The sequence below is a fragment of the Candidatus Neomarinimicrobiota bacterium genome (genome assembly GCA_012964825.1).
Classification (GTDB): domain Bacteria; phylum Fidelibacterota; class Marinisomatia; order Marinisomatales; family S15-B10; genus UBA2125.
Map to the genome: position 1 here is coordinate 50,768 of DTTI01000075.1, position 16,766 is coordinate 67,533.

The 16,766-nt window shown below is 47.6% G+C and carries 19 protein-coding genes; 11 read left to right on the forward strand and 8 right to left on the reverse strand.

What is annotated here, in order from left to right:
* The first annotated feature begins 1 nt into the window (after position 1).
* The 6 genes from EYO21_07555 to acs all read left to right on the forward strand — a co-directional run bounded on the left by EYO21_07555 (position 2) and on the right by acs (position 5,647).
* Positions 2 to 766, forward strand: coding sequence for a sulfite exporter TauE/SafE family protein (locus EYO21_07555; GenBank protein HIB03658.1), 765 nt, complete (start codon positions 2 to 4; stop codon positions 764 to 766).
* Positions 763 to 1,986, forward strand: coding sequence for a molybdopterin molybdotransferase MoeA (locus EYO21_07560; GenBank protein ID HIB03659.1), 1,224 nt, complete (start codon positions 763 to 765; stop codon positions 1,984 to 1,986). The genes EYO21_07555 and EYO21_07560 overlap by 4 nt, the downstream gene beginning before the upstream one ends.
* The gene (locus tag EYO21_07565) at positions 1,968 to 2,969 is read left to right on the forward strand and encodes a hypothetical protein (protein HIB03660.1); all 1,002 of its coding nucleotides are present in this window, start codon (positions 1,968 to 1,970) and stop codon (positions 2,967 to 2,969) included. Before EYO21_07560 ends, EYO21_07565 begins: the two co-directional genes overlap by 19 nt.
* The gene (locus tag EYO21_07570; GenBank protein HIB03661.1) at positions 2,966 to 3,214 is read left to right on the forward strand and encodes a MoaD/ThiS family protein; all 249 of its coding nucleotides are present in this window, start codon (positions 2,966 to 2,968) and stop codon (positions 3,212 to 3,214) included. Before EYO21_07565 ends, EYO21_07570 begins: the two co-directional genes overlap by 4 nt.
* An 8-nt stretch (positions 3,215 to 3,222) precedes the next feature.
* Positions 3,223 to 3,636, forward strand: a complete 414-nt coding sequence (locus EYO21_07575; GenBank protein HIB03662.1) for a molybdenum cofactor biosynthesis protein MoaE — start codon at positions 3,223 to 3,225, stop codon at positions 3,634 to 3,636.
* 73 nt (positions 3,637 to 3,709) lie between these two features.
* Entirely contained in the window at positions 3,710 to 5,647 is a 1,938-nt protein-coding gene (gene acs / locus EYO21_07580; protein HIB03663.1) for an acetate--CoA ligase, read from the forward strand.
* A 9-nt stretch (positions 5,648 to 5,656) separates the two neighbouring features.
* Here acs and EYO21_07585 read toward each other — a convergent pair whose 3' ends face one another.
* Genes EYO21_07585 through EYO21_07610 form a run of 6 tightly spaced genes read right to left on the reverse strand, consistent with a single transcriptional unit; the run spans position 5,657 to position 9,739 of the window.
* Positions 5,657 to 5,902: a hypothetical protein gene (locus EYO21_07585; GenBank protein ID HIB03664.1), complete on the reverse strand. Its 246-nt coding sequence runs from the start codon at positions 5,900 to 5,902 to the stop codon at positions 5,657 to 5,659.
* A 24-nt stretch (positions 5,903 to 5,926) separates the two neighbouring features.
* A complete protein-coding gene (locus EYO21_07590; GenBank protein ID HIB03665.1) occupies positions 5,927 to 6,124 on the reverse strand; it encodes a hypothetical protein in 198 nt (65 codons plus the stop codon).
* Entirely contained in the window at positions 6,124 to 6,939 is an 816-nt protein-coding gene (locus EYO21_07595) for an XdhC family protein (GenBank protein ID HIB03666.1), read from the reverse strand. The genes EYO21_07590 and EYO21_07595 overlap by 1 nt, the downstream gene beginning before the upstream one ends.
* Positions 6,926 to 7,540: a nucleotidyltransferase family protein gene (locus tag EYO21_07600; protein HIB03667.1), complete on the reverse strand. Its 615-nt coding sequence runs from the start codon at positions 7,538 to 7,540 to the stop codon at positions 6,926 to 6,928. The genes EYO21_07595 and EYO21_07600 overlap by 14 nt, the downstream gene beginning before the upstream one ends.
* Entirely contained in the window at positions 7,537 to 8,769 is a 1,233-nt protein-coding gene (locus EYO21_07605; GenBank protein HIB03668.1) for a VWA domain-containing protein, read from the reverse strand. The genes EYO21_07600 and EYO21_07605 overlap by 4 nt, the downstream gene beginning before the upstream one ends.
* A 49-nt stretch (positions 8,770 to 8,818) precedes the next feature.
* Positions 8,819 to 9,739 carry a MoxR family ATPase gene (locus EYO21_07610; GenBank protein HIB03669.1) on the reverse strand — a complete coding sequence of 307 codons (921 nt, stop codon included), beginning with the start codon at positions 9,737 to 9,739 and terminating at the stop codon, positions 8,819 to 8,821.
* Between the two features lie 163 nt (positions 9,740 to 9,902).
* Here EYO21_07610 and EYO21_07615 point away from each other — a divergent pair, with 163 nt between their 5' ends.
* The 5 genes from EYO21_07615 to EYO21_07635 are packed head-to-tail and all read left to right on the forward strand — an operon-like array spanning position 9,903 to position 15,235.
* Complete coding sequence (locus tag EYO21_07615; protein HIB03670.1) at positions 9,903 to 10,793, forward strand: xanthine dehydrogenase family protein subunit M; 891 nt, start codon at positions 9,903 to 9,905, stop codon at positions 10,791 to 10,793.
* 1 nt (position 10,794) lies between these two features.
* Entirely contained in the window at positions 10,795 to 11,289 is a 495-nt protein-coding gene (locus EYO21_07620) for a (2Fe-2S)-binding protein (protein HIB03671.1), read from the forward strand.
* Positions 11,289 to 13,652: a carbon-monoxide dehydrogenase large subunit gene (locus EYO21_07625; protein HIB03672.1), complete on the forward strand. Its 2,364-nt coding sequence runs from the start codon at positions 11,289 to 11,291 to the stop codon at positions 13,650 to 13,652. The genes EYO21_07620 and EYO21_07625 overlap by 1 nt, the downstream gene beginning before the upstream one ends.
* Positions 13,653 to 13,673: 21 nt before the next feature.
* Entirely contained in the window at positions 13,674 to 14,261 is a 588-nt protein-coding gene (locus EYO21_07630; protein ID HIB03673.1) for a carbon monoxide dehydrogenase, read from the forward strand.
* A gap of 38 nt (positions 14,262 to 14,299) precedes the next feature.
* The gene (locus tag EYO21_07635) at positions 14,300 to 15,235 is read left to right on the forward strand and encodes a YHS domain-containing protein (protein ID HIB03674.1); all 936 of its coding nucleotides are present in this window, start codon (positions 14,300 to 14,302) and stop codon (positions 15,233 to 15,235) included.
* 78 nt (positions 15,236 to 15,313) lie between these two features.
* Here EYO21_07635 and EYO21_07640 read toward each other — a convergent pair whose 3' ends face one another.
* Together EYO21_07640 and prpE are read right to left on the reverse strand one after the other, a co-directional pair.
* Positions 15,314 to 15,700, reverse strand: coding sequence for a hypothetical protein (locus tag EYO21_07640; protein ID HIB03675.1), 387 nt, complete (start codon positions 15,698 to 15,700; stop codon positions 15,314 to 15,316).
* Between the two features lie 14 nt (positions 15,701 to 15,714).
* Positions 15,715 to 16,766: propionyl-CoA synthetase (gene prpE / locus EYO21_07645; GenBank protein HIB03676.1), on the reverse strand; the 1,052-nt coding region annotated here is incomplete at its 5' end.

Consider the following 16,766-nt stretch of genomic DNA (forward strand, 5'->3'; position numbering starts at 1 on the left):
TATGGAATTCCAGATCGGACTTCTCTTTTCACTGGCGGTTATTGCTGCACTGTACGGTTCTGTGGGTCACGGCGGTGCTTCAGGATATCTGGCTGTCCTATCTCTGTCAATTTTTGCGTCTTACGGTGCGGTCTGGTTGAAACCTCACGCTCTCGTCCTCAACCTTGTGGTTGTTTCCTTGGGGCTTTATCACTACGGCCGGCAAGGATATTTCAATATGAAGCTGATACTGCCGTTTGTCTTGACGTCTATACCGTTCGCATACCTGGGGGCTTACCTCCCGATTATCAATTGGCTTTTTGACACGCTTCTTTCTCTAACCCTTTTGTGGGCTGCCTGGCGACTTATGATGTCAGTCAAGAGCAATAGTCAAGTTCAGAAATCACCGTCGATGGTTGTCAGCCTTGGTGTTGGGGCGGGGCTTGGATTTTTGTCGGGACTTGTTGGTGTGGGAGGCGGTATTTTTCTTTCCCCCCTTATTATCCTCAAAGGTTGGGCTACAGCTAAAGAGACTGCTGCTGTGAGTGCTTTCTTTATTCTTGTCAATTCTCTGGCGGGCTTGACGGGTGCTTTTATATCAGACCAAGTCCAATTGGATGGTGATTTGATCATCCAGTTTGCTGTGGCTGTTCTTATTGGTGGATTCTTGGGTACTCGCTTTGGTGCCAACCATGCTTCAGACCAGATGATTCGCCGTCTTTTGGTAGTGGTCCTTGTGGTTGCCGCCCTCCGCCGAGTGTTGGGTCTTGTTGGGCTGTGGCCATGATATCAGTCGCTGAAGCTCACAAGATTATTCAAGACCGGATTCGGAGGCCGGAAATCGAGACTGTTAAGGTTAATGATGCTACAGGGAGAGTTCTTGCTCGTGAGATAGTGGCCACCTTCCCTCAACCCCGTTTCGACAACACCGCCATGGACGGTTTTGCTGTCCGCGCGAGAGACACGATAGGCGCATCAGCTGATTTGCCAGTCACACTTTCAATGAAAGGTGTTATTCCTGCCGGTAGTTCAGCCGACACCGTCATCGGCAAGGGTGAATGTTGCCAGATTATGACAGGAGCTCCCATTCCCGAAGGGGCAGACGCTGTTGTGGTGGTGGAAGAGAGCAGCGGGTTTAGCAATAACCGTTGTGTTGAGGTTTTCCGGGAGGCGACGGATGGTGAAAATATTCGCTATGGTGGAGAAGAAATTGCTGAAGGAGAGACACTTATTCGCCCCGGTAACCGTCTGGGTGCCGGCGAGATCGGTGTTGCTGCTACTTTCGGTTTCGGGGAGCTGGAAGTTTACCGTCGACCTAACATTTCCTTATTTGCTACAGGAGATGAGTTGATTGAACCGGGGGAAGAATTGAAACCGGGCCAGATTTACAATTCCAATCTTCACGTCTTCGCCGAACTTTCAGAACGTGTTGGCACTCTGGTAGCCATGCAGCGTGTGTTGAAAGACAGCCGCGAGTCACTGAAGGATTTCCTGTCGGAAGCCATGGAAAAAAGTAACCTCATAGTCTCCTCCGGTGGTGTTTCCATGGGGAAACACGATTATGTCCGGGATGTTTTCCTAGAGTTGGGCGTGAAGGAATATTTCTGGAAAGTGGCACAAAAACCGGGACGCCCCTTTTTTTTCGGAGAATCAGAAGAGACACTGATATTTGGACTGCCGGGCAATCCCGTTTCCTCCTTTGTCTGTTTTATGGAATATGTGTGGCCCACCTGTGAAAGGTTTATGGGTTTAATACCAATAAATAAAGTAACTGCCCGACTCGTTGAGTCTTTCCCACGGGAAACAGAGAAACGGCGCTACCTTTTAGGGCATGTTGAAATGGACGGCCGGGAGATGGTGGCAAAACCGTCCGGCAAGTACGGTTCCCATATGTTTACCTCTGCTCTTATGGCCAACGCTATTCTGGAATCACCCCGAGGAGAAGGTCCTCTCAAATCCGGTCAAGAAATTACAGCCCGGCTCCTTCCATGGAGCGAATTACAATGAATATTTCAGCTAAAGAGTTGGCCCAGTGGCTTGACGGGAGCCGCAAGGTTGAAGTTGTGGATGTTCGCCGTGAGGACCAGCGGAAACAGTGGCCCTTGAGAGAACTTGAGACATTGGAGACAGATCTTGACCAACTGTCCCCGGAAAAGTTGAAGACGACAACGGTTCTTATCTGTCAGTTCGGAATTATTACACAGCGGTGGATTGAAATAGAGGATCCGGATGAGGTGTACAATCTCATCGGCGGTGCTCAGGCGTGGAACGCCTACAAAAAAGATGAACGTGATCTGTCTCGGTACAGCCGGCAGATGGTTCTGCCAGAAATTGGTGAAGAAGGTCAACGTAGGCTTCTCGAATCCAAGGTAACTATTGTAGGTATCGGAGGGTTGGGATGTCCTGCCGCTCAGTATCTTGCCGCAGCCGGAGTGGGGAAACTTTGCCTTATTGATGGCGATGTGGTGGACCTCACCAATCTCCAACGCCAGCCTCTCTTCAGATCAGACCGTATAAGCGATCCAAAAAGTGATGTGGCGGTTGAGGCTCTATCCGGGCTGAATCCTGACTGTAACGTGGAATCACATCACACATTTCTTTCGGAAAAGAATTGCCAGACATTGCTGGCCGGAAGCGATGTGGTGCTGGATGCCACAGACACCATTGCCGCACGCAGAGTAATGGATCAGTATTGTTTCCGAAAGTCTATTCCTCTCATCTACGGCGGACTCTACAAGTTTGAAGGCCAAGTCTCTGTTTTTCATTTCAACGGTGGACCTTCATATGCTGACGTTTTCCCAGAGAGTGTTACTGATGGCGGCTCATGCAGTGACGATGGTGTTCCAGGGATGTTACCAGGAATTATTGGAAGCATTCAGGCATTGGAGGCGATCAAGGTTATCCTGGGAATTACGCCCAACCTATCGGGAAAGCTGTTGCTTTACAACGGTCTCAGCCACACCATGGAGCAAATCGAACTTAACGTATGAGTCTACAGGTGACCGTTCGCTGCTTCTCTCATGTTCGTGAGGCGTTGGGAAAAGAAACTGTAAATCTGGAGTTGGAAGACGACGCTGATACATCCACCGTTGAAAATAAAATTCGCGAAATGGCCGGGGACAACCTTCATGGAATAACTCTGAGAGTAGCAGTCAACAAAAAATATATGCCTGAACCTATTGCCCTGAAAAACGGTGATGAGGTGGCACTGATTCCTCCAGTCCAAGGGGGATAAAAAACAACATGATTAAGACAGAAATCGTTCAGGGAAAAATCGATCCGTTCCCTAGTGAAAACAATCATACCAGTGAAGGAGCTGAGGTTGTATTCAATGGTCGGGTGAGAAAGACAGAGCACGGCAAACCCATCATCGCACTGGAATATGAACAGTACGAGGGAATGGCCGGTGAGGAACTGGAAGCTTTGGCCAAAGAAACGGTGGAGAAATTCCCCATTCACGATCTGCTTTGCCGCCATAGGGAGGGTGAAGTGCCCGTAGGAGAATCCTCTCTGCATATATCTATCTGGGCTCCCCACCGAAAAGAATCGCTGGATGCACTCTCCTGGTTTATTTCGGAACTGAAGAAACGGGTACCCATCTGGAAGTGGGCTGTCTATCCTGATGGGACAAAAGAGGCCACCAGTCATGAATGCTGAAAGTGGATGGGCAGCGGCGATCTGTGTAAATTATAACGGGGTGATTCTTTAACTGATCTCAAGGGTGTAAATAATGATTAACAACAAATTTCCACCTCCTGGTTCTTTTGCCTCAAATGCGCATATTAGTTCCATGGACCAGTACCATGAACTGTATAAACAGTCCATCGATAATCCCGAAGATTTTTGGGCGGACAAGGCTGAGAGACTGGACTGGAGCGAAAAATGGAGTAATGTCCGGGCCTTCGATTTTGTGGATGGTAATATCAGCTGGTTTGAGAACGGTAAGCTGAATGTGAGCCAGAATTGCCTCGACCGGCATGTGGATGGTGGTCACGGCGACCGACCTGCCATCATTTGGGAAGGGAATGATCCCAATGAAGACCAAACCTTCACCTATTCAGAACTTCTGTCTGAAGTAAAGAAGTTTGCCAATGTGCTCAAAAATAATGGGATAGAAAAAGGAGACAGGGTTTGCTTTTATCTTCAGATGGTGCCTCAGTTGGCCATCGCCATGCTCGCCTGTACCCGGATCGGTGCCGTTCATTCTATTGTGTTTGGTGCTTTTAGTGCAGATTCGCTGAGAGACCGTATCAACGATTCTGCCTGCAAAATACTTATTACGCAAGATACGGGTGTGCGGGGGATCAAAACGGACATCCCAATGAAAGCTAACGCTGATAAAGCTGTGGCGCAGACGCCGTCCATTGAGACGGTGCTTGTCGTGAAGCGTACCGGCGCCGATGTCAATTTTGAGAGTGGGCGTGATTTCTGGTGGCATGAAGAGATGGACAAAGCCGATGCCGAATGCCCGCCTGAGCCCATGGATTCTGAAGATCCTCTCTTTATTCTCTATACCTCCGGCTCAACCGGAAAGCCGAAGGGGGTTCTTCACACGACAGGGGGATACCTCACATACACGTCCTATACGCATGAACTGATCTTTGATTATCATCCGGAAGATATTTTCTGGTGTACAGCGGATATCGGTTGGATCACGGGCCACTCCTACATTGTTTACGGTCCTCTAGCTAATTGCGCCACTACCGTCATGTTTGAAGGGGTTCCCAATTACCCGGATTTTGGCCGGTTCTGGGACATTGTTAAGAAACATAAGATAAACCTGTTTTATACCGCCCCCACCGCACTCCGGGCACTCATGAAAGAAGGTGACGACCACGTCACTTCACGAGACCTGTCATCCCTGCGACTGCTGGGCACGGTAGGTGAACCAATCAAAGAACCAGAGTGGATGTGGTATCACTCCGTGGTGGGCAAGGAAAAATGTCCCATTGTGGACACCTGGTGGCAAACGGAGACAGGCGGTATTCTCATAACCCCTCTTCCCGGGGCCACACCAACCAAACCCGGCTCCGCAACGCTGCCTTTTTTTGGTGTTGAACCGGTTCTTTTAGAAGAAAACGGAAAAGAAATTGAAGGAAATGATGTTTCCGGACTGCTGGCCATTAAAGCTTCCTGGCCTGGGCAGTTGAGAACGGTTTATGGCGATCGTAAAAGATTCATCGATACCTACTTCAAAATGTATCCCGGTTACTATTTTACCGGTGACGGCGCCCGGCGGGATGAGGAAGGCTACTACTGGATTACGGGTAGGGTGGATGACGTCATGAATGTGTCAGGTCATCGCATCGGTACGGCGGAAGTGGAGGGAGCCATAGGAAAAGCTAACGGAGTTGCCGAAGCTGCTGTGGTGGGATTCCCCCATGATATCAAAGGTCAAGGAATTTACGGTTTTGTTACCCTTATGACAGGTGTGGATGAGAGTGATGAAATCTATGAAGATATCTTGAAGAGTGTGACAGAGGAAATTGGTCCTCATGCCAAGCCGGACAAGCTCCAGTTTACACCGGCCCTGCCCAAGACCCGCTCCGGGAAGATCATGCGGCGAATCTTGAGGAAAATTGCTGAAGGAGATGTTGACAAAATGGGTGATACATCAACCTTGGCCGATCCTTCCGTGGTGGATGCGCTGGTTGAAGGGCGTAAGTAGCGTCAGTGCCTACTCTAATTCAGTTTCGAGACTTAAAGTAAAATCGATGGCGTCCCGGAAGGTCATATAAGCAGGGCATTTTACCGGATGGTGCTTATAGGCACGGTTCACGGCATTCATCTGATCATCTGAACATTTCAAATGATAGGCTACGCGGATTTTTGTGATCCTTAAAACGCCGTCTACAGCATCAATATCACCTTCCACATCTGACCAAAGTCTGTTTGGGGAACTTTGAACTCCACGCGCTTCCAGCGCGCTACCAAAGGTGCCCGTTAGTCAACCGGCGGCTCCGGCGATAATATAATCCAAAGTGGCGGGGTGCTCCTCCTTTGGCTCCACTCCGTAGAAATCCTTGATGTTGGTATGAACACCAAAAATGGCAGGCTCGTCGAATCCTTCAATGTAAGCCCGGCGAACCAAGTTCTCATCCCGGTAGATCTTTATCTTACTGGTGTGGACATGTTCAGTGGCCATTAGGATGTTTCTTTCTCAGATTCAACCGCGGACACGCTTCTCAAAGGATGCCCCGTGCCGCCGTTGCGATGCATTACCATTTCAGACAGGATACTCAGGGCGATCTCTTCCGCTGTTTTTGCCTCCAAGTCAAGTCCTGCCGGGGCGTGGAATCGCTCCAGATCTTTATCGGTTATACCGTTTTCCCGGAGATAATCAATGATGATGCCCGTTTTTTTCCCACTGGCCACCACCGCTACAAATGGGATGCCCCGCTTAATGGCCTCGCATGATATTCTATCGTCGTCCCGATGGTGTGTGGCAAGAACAAAGTAATTCACATCAAAATCGATATCGTCCATCTCCAGTGGATCGGTGATAATCTTATCGACATCCGGGTACCGTTCCACTTCTTCTTCAGGTGTCTGAATTACCACCTTGAAATTGAGGGTGTGCGCTATCTGGCACAGCACCTCCACCGCCCGTCCCATTCCTCGCACCAGCAAGGTGGGCACTTTTAACTGAGGTTCTACAATTACTGACATATATCCTCCACAAGGGATGCCCATCCCCATTTCATCGCTGTCCAAATCTATGTTAACAGTTTTTGGTTTACCTTCTGCAATGGCTTCCTGAGCCGTGGCCGCCACGCGATTTTCGATACAGCCGCCGCCGATGTAACCGATAATTCGTCGACCGTTTGCATCGTAGAGCGCTTTGTCGCCTACTTTCCCTGAGGAAGAACCCTGTACCATGAACACAGTGGCAAGACCGTAAGGGGTGTCAGCCGCTTCCAACTCCCCAATTTTATCAAAAAGATCCTTATGTCTGGACATTTAACTCCTCGGAATAATCTTTCAATTTAAGGTAGTCCTCATTTGTGTCACAATCAAGGATCACTTCATTTGAATCGATTGGAACGGGAACGGCATGGTCGGGATATTTACTTAATACTCTTTTGCAGCCCCTGTCTCCGGTGGAGGACATTATCTCATAAAAATATTTTTGAGGGAACAGTACAGGGTTTCCCTGCCGGCCGTCATGCTTAGGGTAGATTATGTGCTTTCCCTCGTGAGAAATAAAACTGTTTTTCAATTTTTCCAGTGTTTCAACAGACACAAAGGGCATATCTCCCAGTGCAATGAGGTTACCATCGGTGTTATCTGGAAGAGCCACCAAACCGGAAAAGATAGAGGTCGCCATGCCATCAGCCCAGTGACTGTTGTGGGTGAATTGAAGCTCCAGCTTATTCAAAGCTGCTTCAACCTTATCTTTTTCAAAACCAGTCACCACTACAACAGGATCAAAACCTGTGGCCAGAACTGATTCACAGACTCGTTTGACCATAGGGTTACCATCAATGGTCAAAAGCAACTTGTTTGTGTTATCCATGCGGGTAGATTGTCCCGCAGCCATGACTGTGGCTGATATTCTCATGCGTAGACAGGTACTGTTGATGCGGATCGCCGGCTGTTGAGTGTCGCCAGAACATTCCCCAGGTCCACCAGGCTGTTTAGATTATGAATGGGGAGAAAATCATCGGCGTGAGGAAGCAGAGTCTGAACGCCTCGAGTCAGGGGCTGAAAATCGTCATAGCCCAGGTTGGGGTTGAGCCAGATGAGTCGGTGACAGCTCCTGTGTAGGCGGTCAATCTCTTTCTCTAGTTTATCAACGTCACCAGTATCCCAACCGTCACTGATGACCAGTACCACCGCACCGCTACCGAGGACCCGCCGCGCCCAGAGCAAGTTGAATGTCTCAATTGTTTCACCGATTCGTGTTCCTCCTGACCAATCCTTTATGGAGTTGGCTAAAATATCCATGGTATCCTCCACATCTTTATGGCGGAGAGTGTGGGTGATTCTGTTAAGCCGTGTCCCGAATGTGAAAGCCTCCAGCCTAGGGTTGATGGCGTGGAGAGTAAAGATAAAATGCATAAGAATTCTCGTATAAGTCTCCATGGAACCGCTGATATCACAAAGAATAATGAGTGGTCTCGGTTTCCATTTTTGCTGGCGCCAAGCCAACTCAACAAAATCCTGCGTGGGAAAGATGTTATTTCGAATTGTACCTCGAAGGTTAAGTCGGTGTCGTTTTCTTCCCGGTTTCAGTCTGCGAAGGCGCCGTTCACCAAACTCCCAGCGCCATCTGTTCAAAAACTCTTTCGCTTCTTTCAACTCTTCTTCCGTATAGGCATCAAACCTTTTTTCCCGCAGTATTTCCGCAGGGCTGTACATAAAAAGATCAAATGTCTTATTTTCGTGCTCTTGGTCTTCTTTGCCTTCCTCTGTTGGTTGAAATGAATCGAGGCGTCTCTCTTTCATCTGTTCCGCCTGCTGCTTCATACTTTCCAGTTCAGCCTGAGCTAACCGTGATTCATAGAGTTTCCGAAGGATATCGGAAACATTCTCCAACCTGTCCGGGTTTCGCCAGTAGAGATCGAAGAGCTGATCAAAAACGGGAATAAACCTGTGGGAAGTGATGAAGGTAGTACGCAAGGCACTCTTAAAATCTTCCCGGTTGGTGATATCGACGCAGGAGGCAGCCTGTACTCCGTTCATGATTTCACCAGTTCCCAGATCACACCCCGCCTGTCGGACAAACCGGCCGAAACTAGCGATGGCGTCATGAAGGTGTGATTCAGCAGTTGTTGATGATTCTGTCATTACAGTTGAAGAGATTTATGACCGCAAAAGAAAATCCAACGCTTCGGAATCAGGCTGAAATCATATCAGCTTCAGCCACAGCTCGCTGGACAAGACCTTGGGTCACTTCACCCTTCATCTTTTCGATATCGTCCTGATATTTGAGAAGTGTTCCCAGGGTATCTTCCGTTATTTCCGTAGACAGTTCGGTAGTCCCCAATTGCATGAGAGCGTTGGCCCAGTCAATGGTTTCAGCTACACCGGGGAGTTTGTAGAAGTCTTTTTCACGAACGGCCTGAACAAAGGTTACCACCTGTTTCCCCAACTTTTCGTTTACATCCGGAATCCGCCGCCTGACTATCTCGAATTCCCTGTTTGCAGAGGGATACCCGATCCAGTGATAGAGACATCTCCGTTTCAGGGCATCGTGAATTTCCCGTGTTCTGTTCGAGGTGATGACCACAAAAGGTCGCTGCTTGGCGGTAATGGTGCCGATCTCCGGAATGGTAACCTGAAAGTCTGACAAGATCTCCAACAAAAAAGCTTCAAATTCTTCGTCGGCTCGGTCCAGTTCATCAATGAGAAGAACGGGGGGAACCTTCTTATCATAGTCCACGGCTTGCAAAAGTGGCCTTTTGATAAGGAACTCTGAGCCGAAAATTTCGGCTGTTAATTTCTCCTTATCTTTTTCACCGCCTGCTTCCATAAGGCGAATCTGGAGAATCTGCCTGGAGTAATTCCACTCGTAAATGGCATTATGAACGTCAAGGCCTTCATAGCATTGGAGGCGGATCAGTTCAGTTCCCATCATTTTTGCCATTACTTTACCGACTTCCGTCTTGCCCACACCCGGCTCCCCTTCCAAGAAAATGGGTTTTCCCATTTTCATCATGAGAAATATGGATGTACTAAGAGATCTGTCAGAAATATAGTTGTGTTTGCTAAGCTTATCATGCACCGCATCAATTGATTTAGGGATTCTCACCTTCATGGCTAGGAAAATAACTCAAAGCGTTTAGAAAACCAACGTGGTGAAATACCTTGACTTTCATGCCTATCCTAACTACAATTTGTTGGCGCGAGTGAGATAAGAGTTATGTTGATAGGTCAACAAGCTCACACAAATAACTTCAAAAAAAGAAGGAGCATCAGTTATGATTCCCGGATCCTTCGATTACCATAAACCAGAAACTTTGGAAGATGCTGTTGGATTGCTGAATGAACTAGGTGACGACGCCAAGGTTCTTGCAGGTGGTCACAGTCTTATTCCACTCATGAAACTTCGGTTGGCAGAGCCGACACATCTTGTGGATATCAATGGCCTTGAAGGTCTTGACTATATCAAGGAGGAGGGTGGTTATCTTAAAATCGGTGCCATGGTCACTGAAGCTCAGCTGGAAGAGTCGGATTTAATCGCTGAGAAGTATCCCATTCTCAAGGACACTTCGAAAGTGATTGCCGATCCCCTGGTTAGGAATAAAGCGACTGTTGGAGGCAATATTGCCCATGGAGATCCTGCGAATGACCATCCAGCCACCATGATGGCCATGAATGCAGAAGTTGTGGTAAAAGGTCCCAGTGCTCCAATGACTGATGGTGTACGGACCGTAGCTATTGATGAATTTTTTGTGGGTCCGCTAATGACTGCCTTAAGTCACAACGAGATTTTAATGGAGATACGAATACCAGAACCAGATGGCATGTGCGGTGCAGCTTATTTGAAACTGGAAAGAAAAGTTGGTGATTATGCAATCGCTGGTGTTGCGGTATCATTAGTTGTTGACGGCGAAGGGAATTGTTCCAATGCAGGTATTGCCCTTACAAATGTTGGGCCGACACCCGTTCGTGCTACGCAAGCCCAGGAAGCACTGATAGGTAAACCACTGGATGAGAATAACATTGCTGAGGCTGCCCAATTGGCTGCTGACGCTGCCCAACCGGTTGGTGATCATCGGGGTTCTGAAGAATTTAAACGGGCTATAGTAAAAACCATGACCACAAGAGCAATTGATAAGGCAAAAACAAGAGCCGAAGGAAAGAAATAATATGGCAACACGATCAATTACTGTAACAATTAACGGAGAGGCCAGAACCGCTGAAGTCGAAGATCGACTACTTTTAGTTCATTTAATTCGAGACAACTGTGGCTTAACTGGCACTCACATTGGATGTGACACGACCCACTGCGGTGCTTGTACCGTGCTTCTGGATGGAATAGCTGTTAAATCCTGTACGGTATTTTCAGTCCAGGCAGATGGAGCTGAAGTAACAACCATTGAAGGAATGGAAGGAGAAGCTCTTCATCCTTTGCAGGAGGGATTCATGGAAGAGCATGGTTTGCAGTGCGGTTTTTGTACACCAGGCATGATCATGTCATCCAAGCATCTCCTCGATAAGAATCCAAACCCGACGGAAGATGACATTCGTTGGGGTATATCAGGGAATCTGTGTCGTTGTACCGGTTATCAAAACATTGTAAAGGCGGTACAGTACGCTGCGAAAAAACTTCAAGAAACACCCGCAGAACAAGGAGCAAAGTAATGGCAAAATGTAAAACGTCACCCGAAGTTGGAGGAATGGGGCACTCCGTTAAGCGAAAGGAAGATCCAAGATTCATTCGTGGACAGGGTAATTATGTAGATGATGTCGTGCGACCAGGAATGGTTTTTATGGACATTGTTCGCAGTCCATATGCACATGCAAAAATTAAAAGTATTAACACGGAAAAAGCGCTGGCACACCCCGGTGTTGCTGCTGTGATTACTGGAGAAACTCTCAAGGAATACAATCTCCATATGATGCCGACACTTATGTCCGACACCCAGATGGTTTTACCGATAGAAAAGGTATGTTACCAATCCCAGGAAGTAGCTGCTGTGGTTGCCACGGACCGCTACAGCGCCGCGGACGGAGTGGAACTGGTGGAAGTGGAATACGAACCTCTACCAGTTGTTGTAGACCCTCATAAAGCTAACGATCCTGATGCACCTATTATACGGGATGATAAGGAAGGGCAGGAAAATAACCATATTTTCCACTGGGAAGCAGGGGATAAGTCAGGAACAGATGAAATCTTCAAAAATGCAGACGTTACAGTCAAAAAAGATATTTACCTTCCTCGCATTCATGTTGCCTCCATCGAAACCTGCGGCTGTGTGTCAGAATTTGACAGCGTTACCGGCCAACTGACAGTTTGGATGACTACACAGGCACCCCATGCTATCCGTACAGTGTTGGCTCTGGTAGCCGGACATGTTGGACTACAGGAAGATAAGATCCGCATCATTGCACCGGATATTGGCGGCGGGTTTGGCGGTAAGGTTCCTATTTATCCTGGTTATGTGATCGCTATCGCAGCATCTGTGGTGACAGGTCTACCTATAAAATGGATTGAAGATCGTCGAGAAAACCTGCAGGCAGATTCTTTTGCCAGAGATTATCATATGACATGTGAGATAGCAGCAGATAAAGATGGTACATTAAACGGATTGCGAATTAAGACACTAGCAGATCATGGTTATGCTGATGCAGCGGCGAATCCATCTAAGTTTCCTGCTGGAATGTTCTCGATCTGTACAGGTTCTTATAATTTTAAGAACGCCTTCGTTGAAGTTGATGGTGTGTACACTAATAAACCGCCAGGGGGAATAGCCTACCGATGCTCTTTTCGTGTTACAGAAGCTGTGCATGCTATCGAACGTCTGGTGGACCTGGTTGCTGATGAATTAGGGATGGATGCGGCTGAAATCAGAATGAATAATTTCATTCCGAAAGATGCTTTTCCTTATAAATCACCTATGGGGTGGGAATATGATAGTGGGGATTACCATGCAGCTCTGAAGTTGGCCATGGAAAAGATAGGCTATGATCAGCTACTCAAAGAACAGGCCGAAAAACGTAAAAAGGGTGAATTGATGGGAATTGGGATCTCCTCTTTTACTGAAGTTGTGGGAGCGGGTCCTTCCAAGGATTTTGATATTCTTGGGATAAAGATGTTTGATAGTTCCGAAATACGAATTCACCCCACTGGTAAAGTCATGGCCCGATTCGGCACGAAATCCCAAGGTCAGGGGCATGAAACAACATATGCTCAGATCATCGCAGAAGAATTAGGTATTCCTCATACAGATATTTCTGTTGAAGAAGGGGATACCGATACAGCACCCTATGGTCTAGGGACTTATGCCAGTCGTTCAACACCTACAGCAGGGGCTGCTGCTGCTGTGGCCTGTAGAAAAATCAAGGATAAGGCCCAGAAGATTGCTGCACACTTGTTGGAAACTGCTGAAGATGACTTGGAATGGGAAGTTGGTAAATTCTCGGTGAAAGGCGTTCCGGACAAATCGGTTACAATTCAGGATATAGCTTTTGCAGCTTATACCAATCACCCGCAGGGATTAGAAGCTGGACTGGAGGCAACTCATTATTATGATCCGCCTAACATGACTTATCCCTTTGGCAGTTACATTGCGGTGGTGGATATTGACTCGGATACTGGTGTAGTAAAGGTGCGTAGGTTTGTGGCGGTTGATGATTGTGGAAACATTATCAATCCCATGATTGTTGATGGTCAGATCCACGGGGGCCTTACTCAGGGATTGGCACCTGCTCTCTATGAAGAAATCAGCTATGATGATGAAGGCAATATTACTGGGGGCAGTTTCATGGATTATCTTGTTCCCACTGCAGTAGAAACACCCCACTGGGAGACACATAAAACGGTAACTCCTTCACCTCATCATCCTCTTGGTGCTAAAGGGGTTGGTGAATCAGCAACTGTTGGTGCACCGCCTGCTATTGCTAATGCTGTAGTGGATGCCCTGTCGCATCTTGGTGTGAGGCATTTGGATATTCCACTCACGCCAGAGAAGGTCTGGCAAGCAATTCAGAGCGCTAACGCTTAGAGTCCTAAATAAGAGTTTCATATGAAGATTAAAATGGAAAAGAACTTCTCTGTTGCTGCGTCCATTCAGGACGTTTGGGACTTCATGACTAATATCGAGAAAGTTTGTGCCTGTGTCCCTGGCGCTCAATATTCTGAAGATCTCGGGGATAACAAACATGCCGTTATGCTCACTGTGAAAGTAGGTCCTATAAAATCGAGTTACCGGGGTGAAGCAACCATTCGGAATATGGATGCCAATTCCTACACCATCGAGATTGAAGGCAAAGGAACTGACACGAAAGGAAAGGGCGGAGCCACCATGGAACTGGTTGGAACACTGACCGCAACTGATAACCATACGACCGAAGTAAACGGTGACTCCACAGTTACCATACAGGGAATGCTGGCCCAGTTTGGTTCCCGCATGATCGAAGATGTTTCTAATCAACTGTTTGATCAGTTTGCTACTTCTCTACGAGGGAAGTTGGAGGGGGATGCTTTAAGTACAGCTGGTGCGGCTCTGAATGAAGGTGATCAAGCATTAAGCGGACTTTCAGTCGCAGGTGCTGCCATCAAGGGGGCAGCAGGTCGCTTGGTAGACTCGGTGAAAAAGAAGACTGAGAAATAGTCTCTCGCCCAAATGGGCAATATTATGTATACTTTTTCGTGAAGTTAAACTGGATACAACGGGCCGCTGAATTAGATAAGGAAGGGAAACCATTCGCCCTCGCTACTGTAATCAACGCTTCTGCCCCTACTTCAGCCAAACCAGTGGCAAAGGCTATTATCACTGGGGACGGCAAAATGGAAGGATGGATCGGTGGTGGATGTTCCAAGGAAGTGGTGGTTGAAGAAGCACTGAAATGCCTGAATACAGGTAGGTCCACTATCCTTAGGGTTACACCACAACCCGACACTTCACCGAATCATTATGTAAAAGAGGTCTTGCTGACCTGTGAGAGTGGAGGTACACTTGAACTGCACATTGAACCGATACTTCCTGTGACTAAACTTTTGATATACGGGTCGACTCCCACAGCCACTGCTCTTGCTCGGATGGCATATGTCATGGATTTTGATATTCATCTTTTCGGGGCTGGAGTAACCGAGATAGAGATGACTAAAGGTATTCAGCTTGAAGAACAGTTTCAATCTCCTCCAGGTCGTTCTGTAGCTATAGTGGCGACCCAGGGAGAAGGTGATATAAAAGCCCTGAAAGCTGCGATTAAAACTGATGCTCTTCATATTTTCTTTATCGCCAGTAGGAAAAAGGGGGGGGAAGTGACAGCTGGATTCTCCCCTGAAGATATGGACAAGATCAAATTTCCTGCCGGTCTTGACATTGGTGCAGTTACACCGGAGGAAATTGCGGTCTCAATCCTTGCCGAGATTGTTCAGGTGACCAGAGAAGATAGCTTGGCCGAGAAAGTTAAGGAAGACTCTGGTCTGACTTCAGAAATAAAGGACCCAGTTTGCGGCATGACGGTCAATCCTGCCACCTCCGAATATTCTCTAGAGCACAACGATGAGATGTACTATTTCTGCTGCGGAGGCTGTAAAGACAGTTTCGAGGCCGAACCCGCCCAGTTTGAACTAGCCTGATTAACTACCAGCCCTAATCTGAGGGAAGACCCTCAATAAACCCTGACACATCATGTATGTCAGGTTATATAGCCTTTATTAAGCCTCGGCTCCTTTTCCAAAGCCGAAGTAGCCATATGCAGCAGCAAAAATGGCATATAGGGCTACGGTTGACCAACCAAGAGGACCCATTTCACCGGACATTTGGATAAAAATAGAGACCAAACAAGCCACTCCAAATCCAAGAGCGGTTGCTTTGACCACTGCTGTTCTTGCATCTGAGGATGCTGTACCCCTCATAAACCAGAAAAGCAGTGCATATCCAAAGTTGGATGCACCGAAAAAGCGAGCCATCATTGCGGATTCAGCTGCCTGATGTGCGGAAATGCCATAAGGTGCCAGCATTGCCTCTGGGGCCAATATGAATCCGAGGCCAAATATACCTGCCACTGGGATATTTATTGTGAAGAGTGTATTTAGATTCATTGTATTCTCCTTTCTTATTTAAAAGCATTACCGATATTACGTGACTTCATGACGATCCTGATCTCATTAATAATGGCAGGATCATCAATTGTTGATGGTAGGGCAGCATCACCTTCGTTAGCAAGTGTTCGAATGGTTTTTCGAAGTATTTTCCCTGATCTTGTTTTTGGAAGTCTTTGAACAATGGCAGCCTGACGAAAATTAGCAATAGCACCAATATTGGATCGAATGGATTGAATCAGTTCAGGTTCTAATTCTTCGACCGAGATATCAAAACCATCTTTTAGAACAACGAATCCTGCAGGAACTTCTCCCTTAAGCTCATCGGCAATTCCTACTACGGCACATTCGGCCACGGCTTGGTGAGCACCAATGAGTTCTTCCATCTCACCTGTTGAGAGGCGATGCCCAGCAACGTTGATAACATCATCTGTGCGGCCCATGACAAAGACGTATCCGTCCTTGTCCTTGTAACCGCCGTCGCCTGTTAGGTAGTGCCCCGGAAATTCTGAGGTGTATGAATTTCTGTACCGCTCATCATCGTTCCACAGTGTTGAGAGACATCCCGGAGGCATGGGCAGTTTCACCACAATGTTTCCTGTCTCCCCGGGCTTTGATTCATTTCCCGCCTCATCCATAATACGAACATCAAAACCGGGGACCGACACCGTGGCCGAACCAATCCTGATCTGTTTTAATTCTGTTCCCAGCATGTTGGAGCAAATGGCCCACCCTGTTTCCGTCTGCCACCAGTGATCGATGACAGGGCAATGGAGAATCGAAGCAAGCCAGTCGTAAGTGGGTGGATCCAGCCGTTCTCCGGCAAGAAAAACAGAGTTTAAGGAGGACAGGTCATATTTCGCTTTATACATTGCTTCGGGGTCCTCTTTCTTCACCGCGCGGAAAGCGGTAGGGGCGGTAAAAAAACAGTTGACATCGTATTCCGACATTACCCGCCAAAATGCACCGGGATCAGGTGTCCGCACAGGTTTTCCTTCGTAAAGAATAGTTGTGCATCCTCGAATCAGAGGCGCATAGACGATATAAGAATGTCCAACTACCCACC

Excerpts from the sequence above, each read along its gene's own strand:
- EYO21_07590 (HIB03665.1), bottom strand. The coding sequence starts at position 6,124 with ATGGCCACTGAACATGTCCACACCAGTAAGATAAAGATCTACCGGGAT.
- EYO21_07630 (HIB03673.1), top strand. The coding sequence starts at position 13,674 with ATGAAGATTAAAATGGAAAAGAACTTCTCTGTTGCTGCGTCCATTCAG.
- EYO21_07560 (HIB03659.1), top strand. The coding sequence starts at position 763 with ATGATATCAGTCGCTGAAGCTCACAAGATTATTCAAGACCGGATTCGG.
- EYO21_07640 (HIB03675.1), bottom strand. The coding sequence starts at position 15,700 with ATGAATCTAAATACACTCTTCACAATAAATATCCCAGTGGCAGGTATA.
- EYO21_07620 (HIB03671.1), top strand. The coding sequence starts at position 10,795 with ATGGCAACACGATCAATTACTGTAACAATTAACGGAGAGGCCAGAACC.
- EYO21_07610 (HIB03669.1), bottom strand. The coding sequence starts at position 9,739 with ATGAAGGTGAGAATCCCTAAATCAATTGATGCGGTGCATGATAAGCTT.
- EYO21_07625 (HIB03672.1), top strand. The coding sequence starts at position 11,289 with ATGGCAAAATGTAAAACGTCACCCGAAGTTGGAGGAATGGGGCACTCC.
- EYO21_07615 (HIB03670.1), top strand. The coding sequence starts at position 9,903 with ATGATTCCCGGATCCTTCGATTACCATAAACCAGAAACTTTGGAAGAT.
- EYO21_07595 (HIB03666.1), bottom strand. The coding sequence starts at position 6,939 with ATGTCCAGACATAAGGATCTTTTTGATAAAATTGGGGAGTTGGAAGCG.
- EYO21_07555 (HIB03658.1), top strand. The coding sequence starts at position 2 with ATGGAATTCCAGATCGGACTTCTCTTTTCACTGGCGGTTATTGCTGCA.
- EYO21_07605 (HIB03668.1), bottom strand. The coding sequence starts at position 8,769 with ATGACAGAATCATCAACAACTGCTGAATCACACCTTCATGACGCCATC.
- acs (HIB03663.1), top strand. The coding sequence starts at position 3,710 with ATGATTAACAACAAATTTCCACCTCCTGGTTCTTTTGCCTCAAATGCG.
- EYO21_07570 (HIB03661.1), top strand. The coding sequence starts at position 2,966 with ATGAGTCTACAGGTGACCGTTCGCTGCTTCTCTCATGTTCGTGAGGCG.
- EYO21_07575 (HIB03662.1), top strand. The coding sequence starts at position 3,223 with ATGATTAAGACAGAAATCGTTCAGGGAAAAATCGATCCGTTCCCTAGT.
- EYO21_07565 (HIB03660.1), top strand. The coding sequence starts at position 1,968 with ATGGAGCGAATTACAATGAATATTTCAGCTAAAGAGTTGGCCCAGTGG.
- EYO21_07600 (HIB03667.1), bottom strand. The coding sequence starts at position 7,540 with ATGAGAATATCAGCCACAGTCATGGCTGCGGGACAATCTACCCGCATG.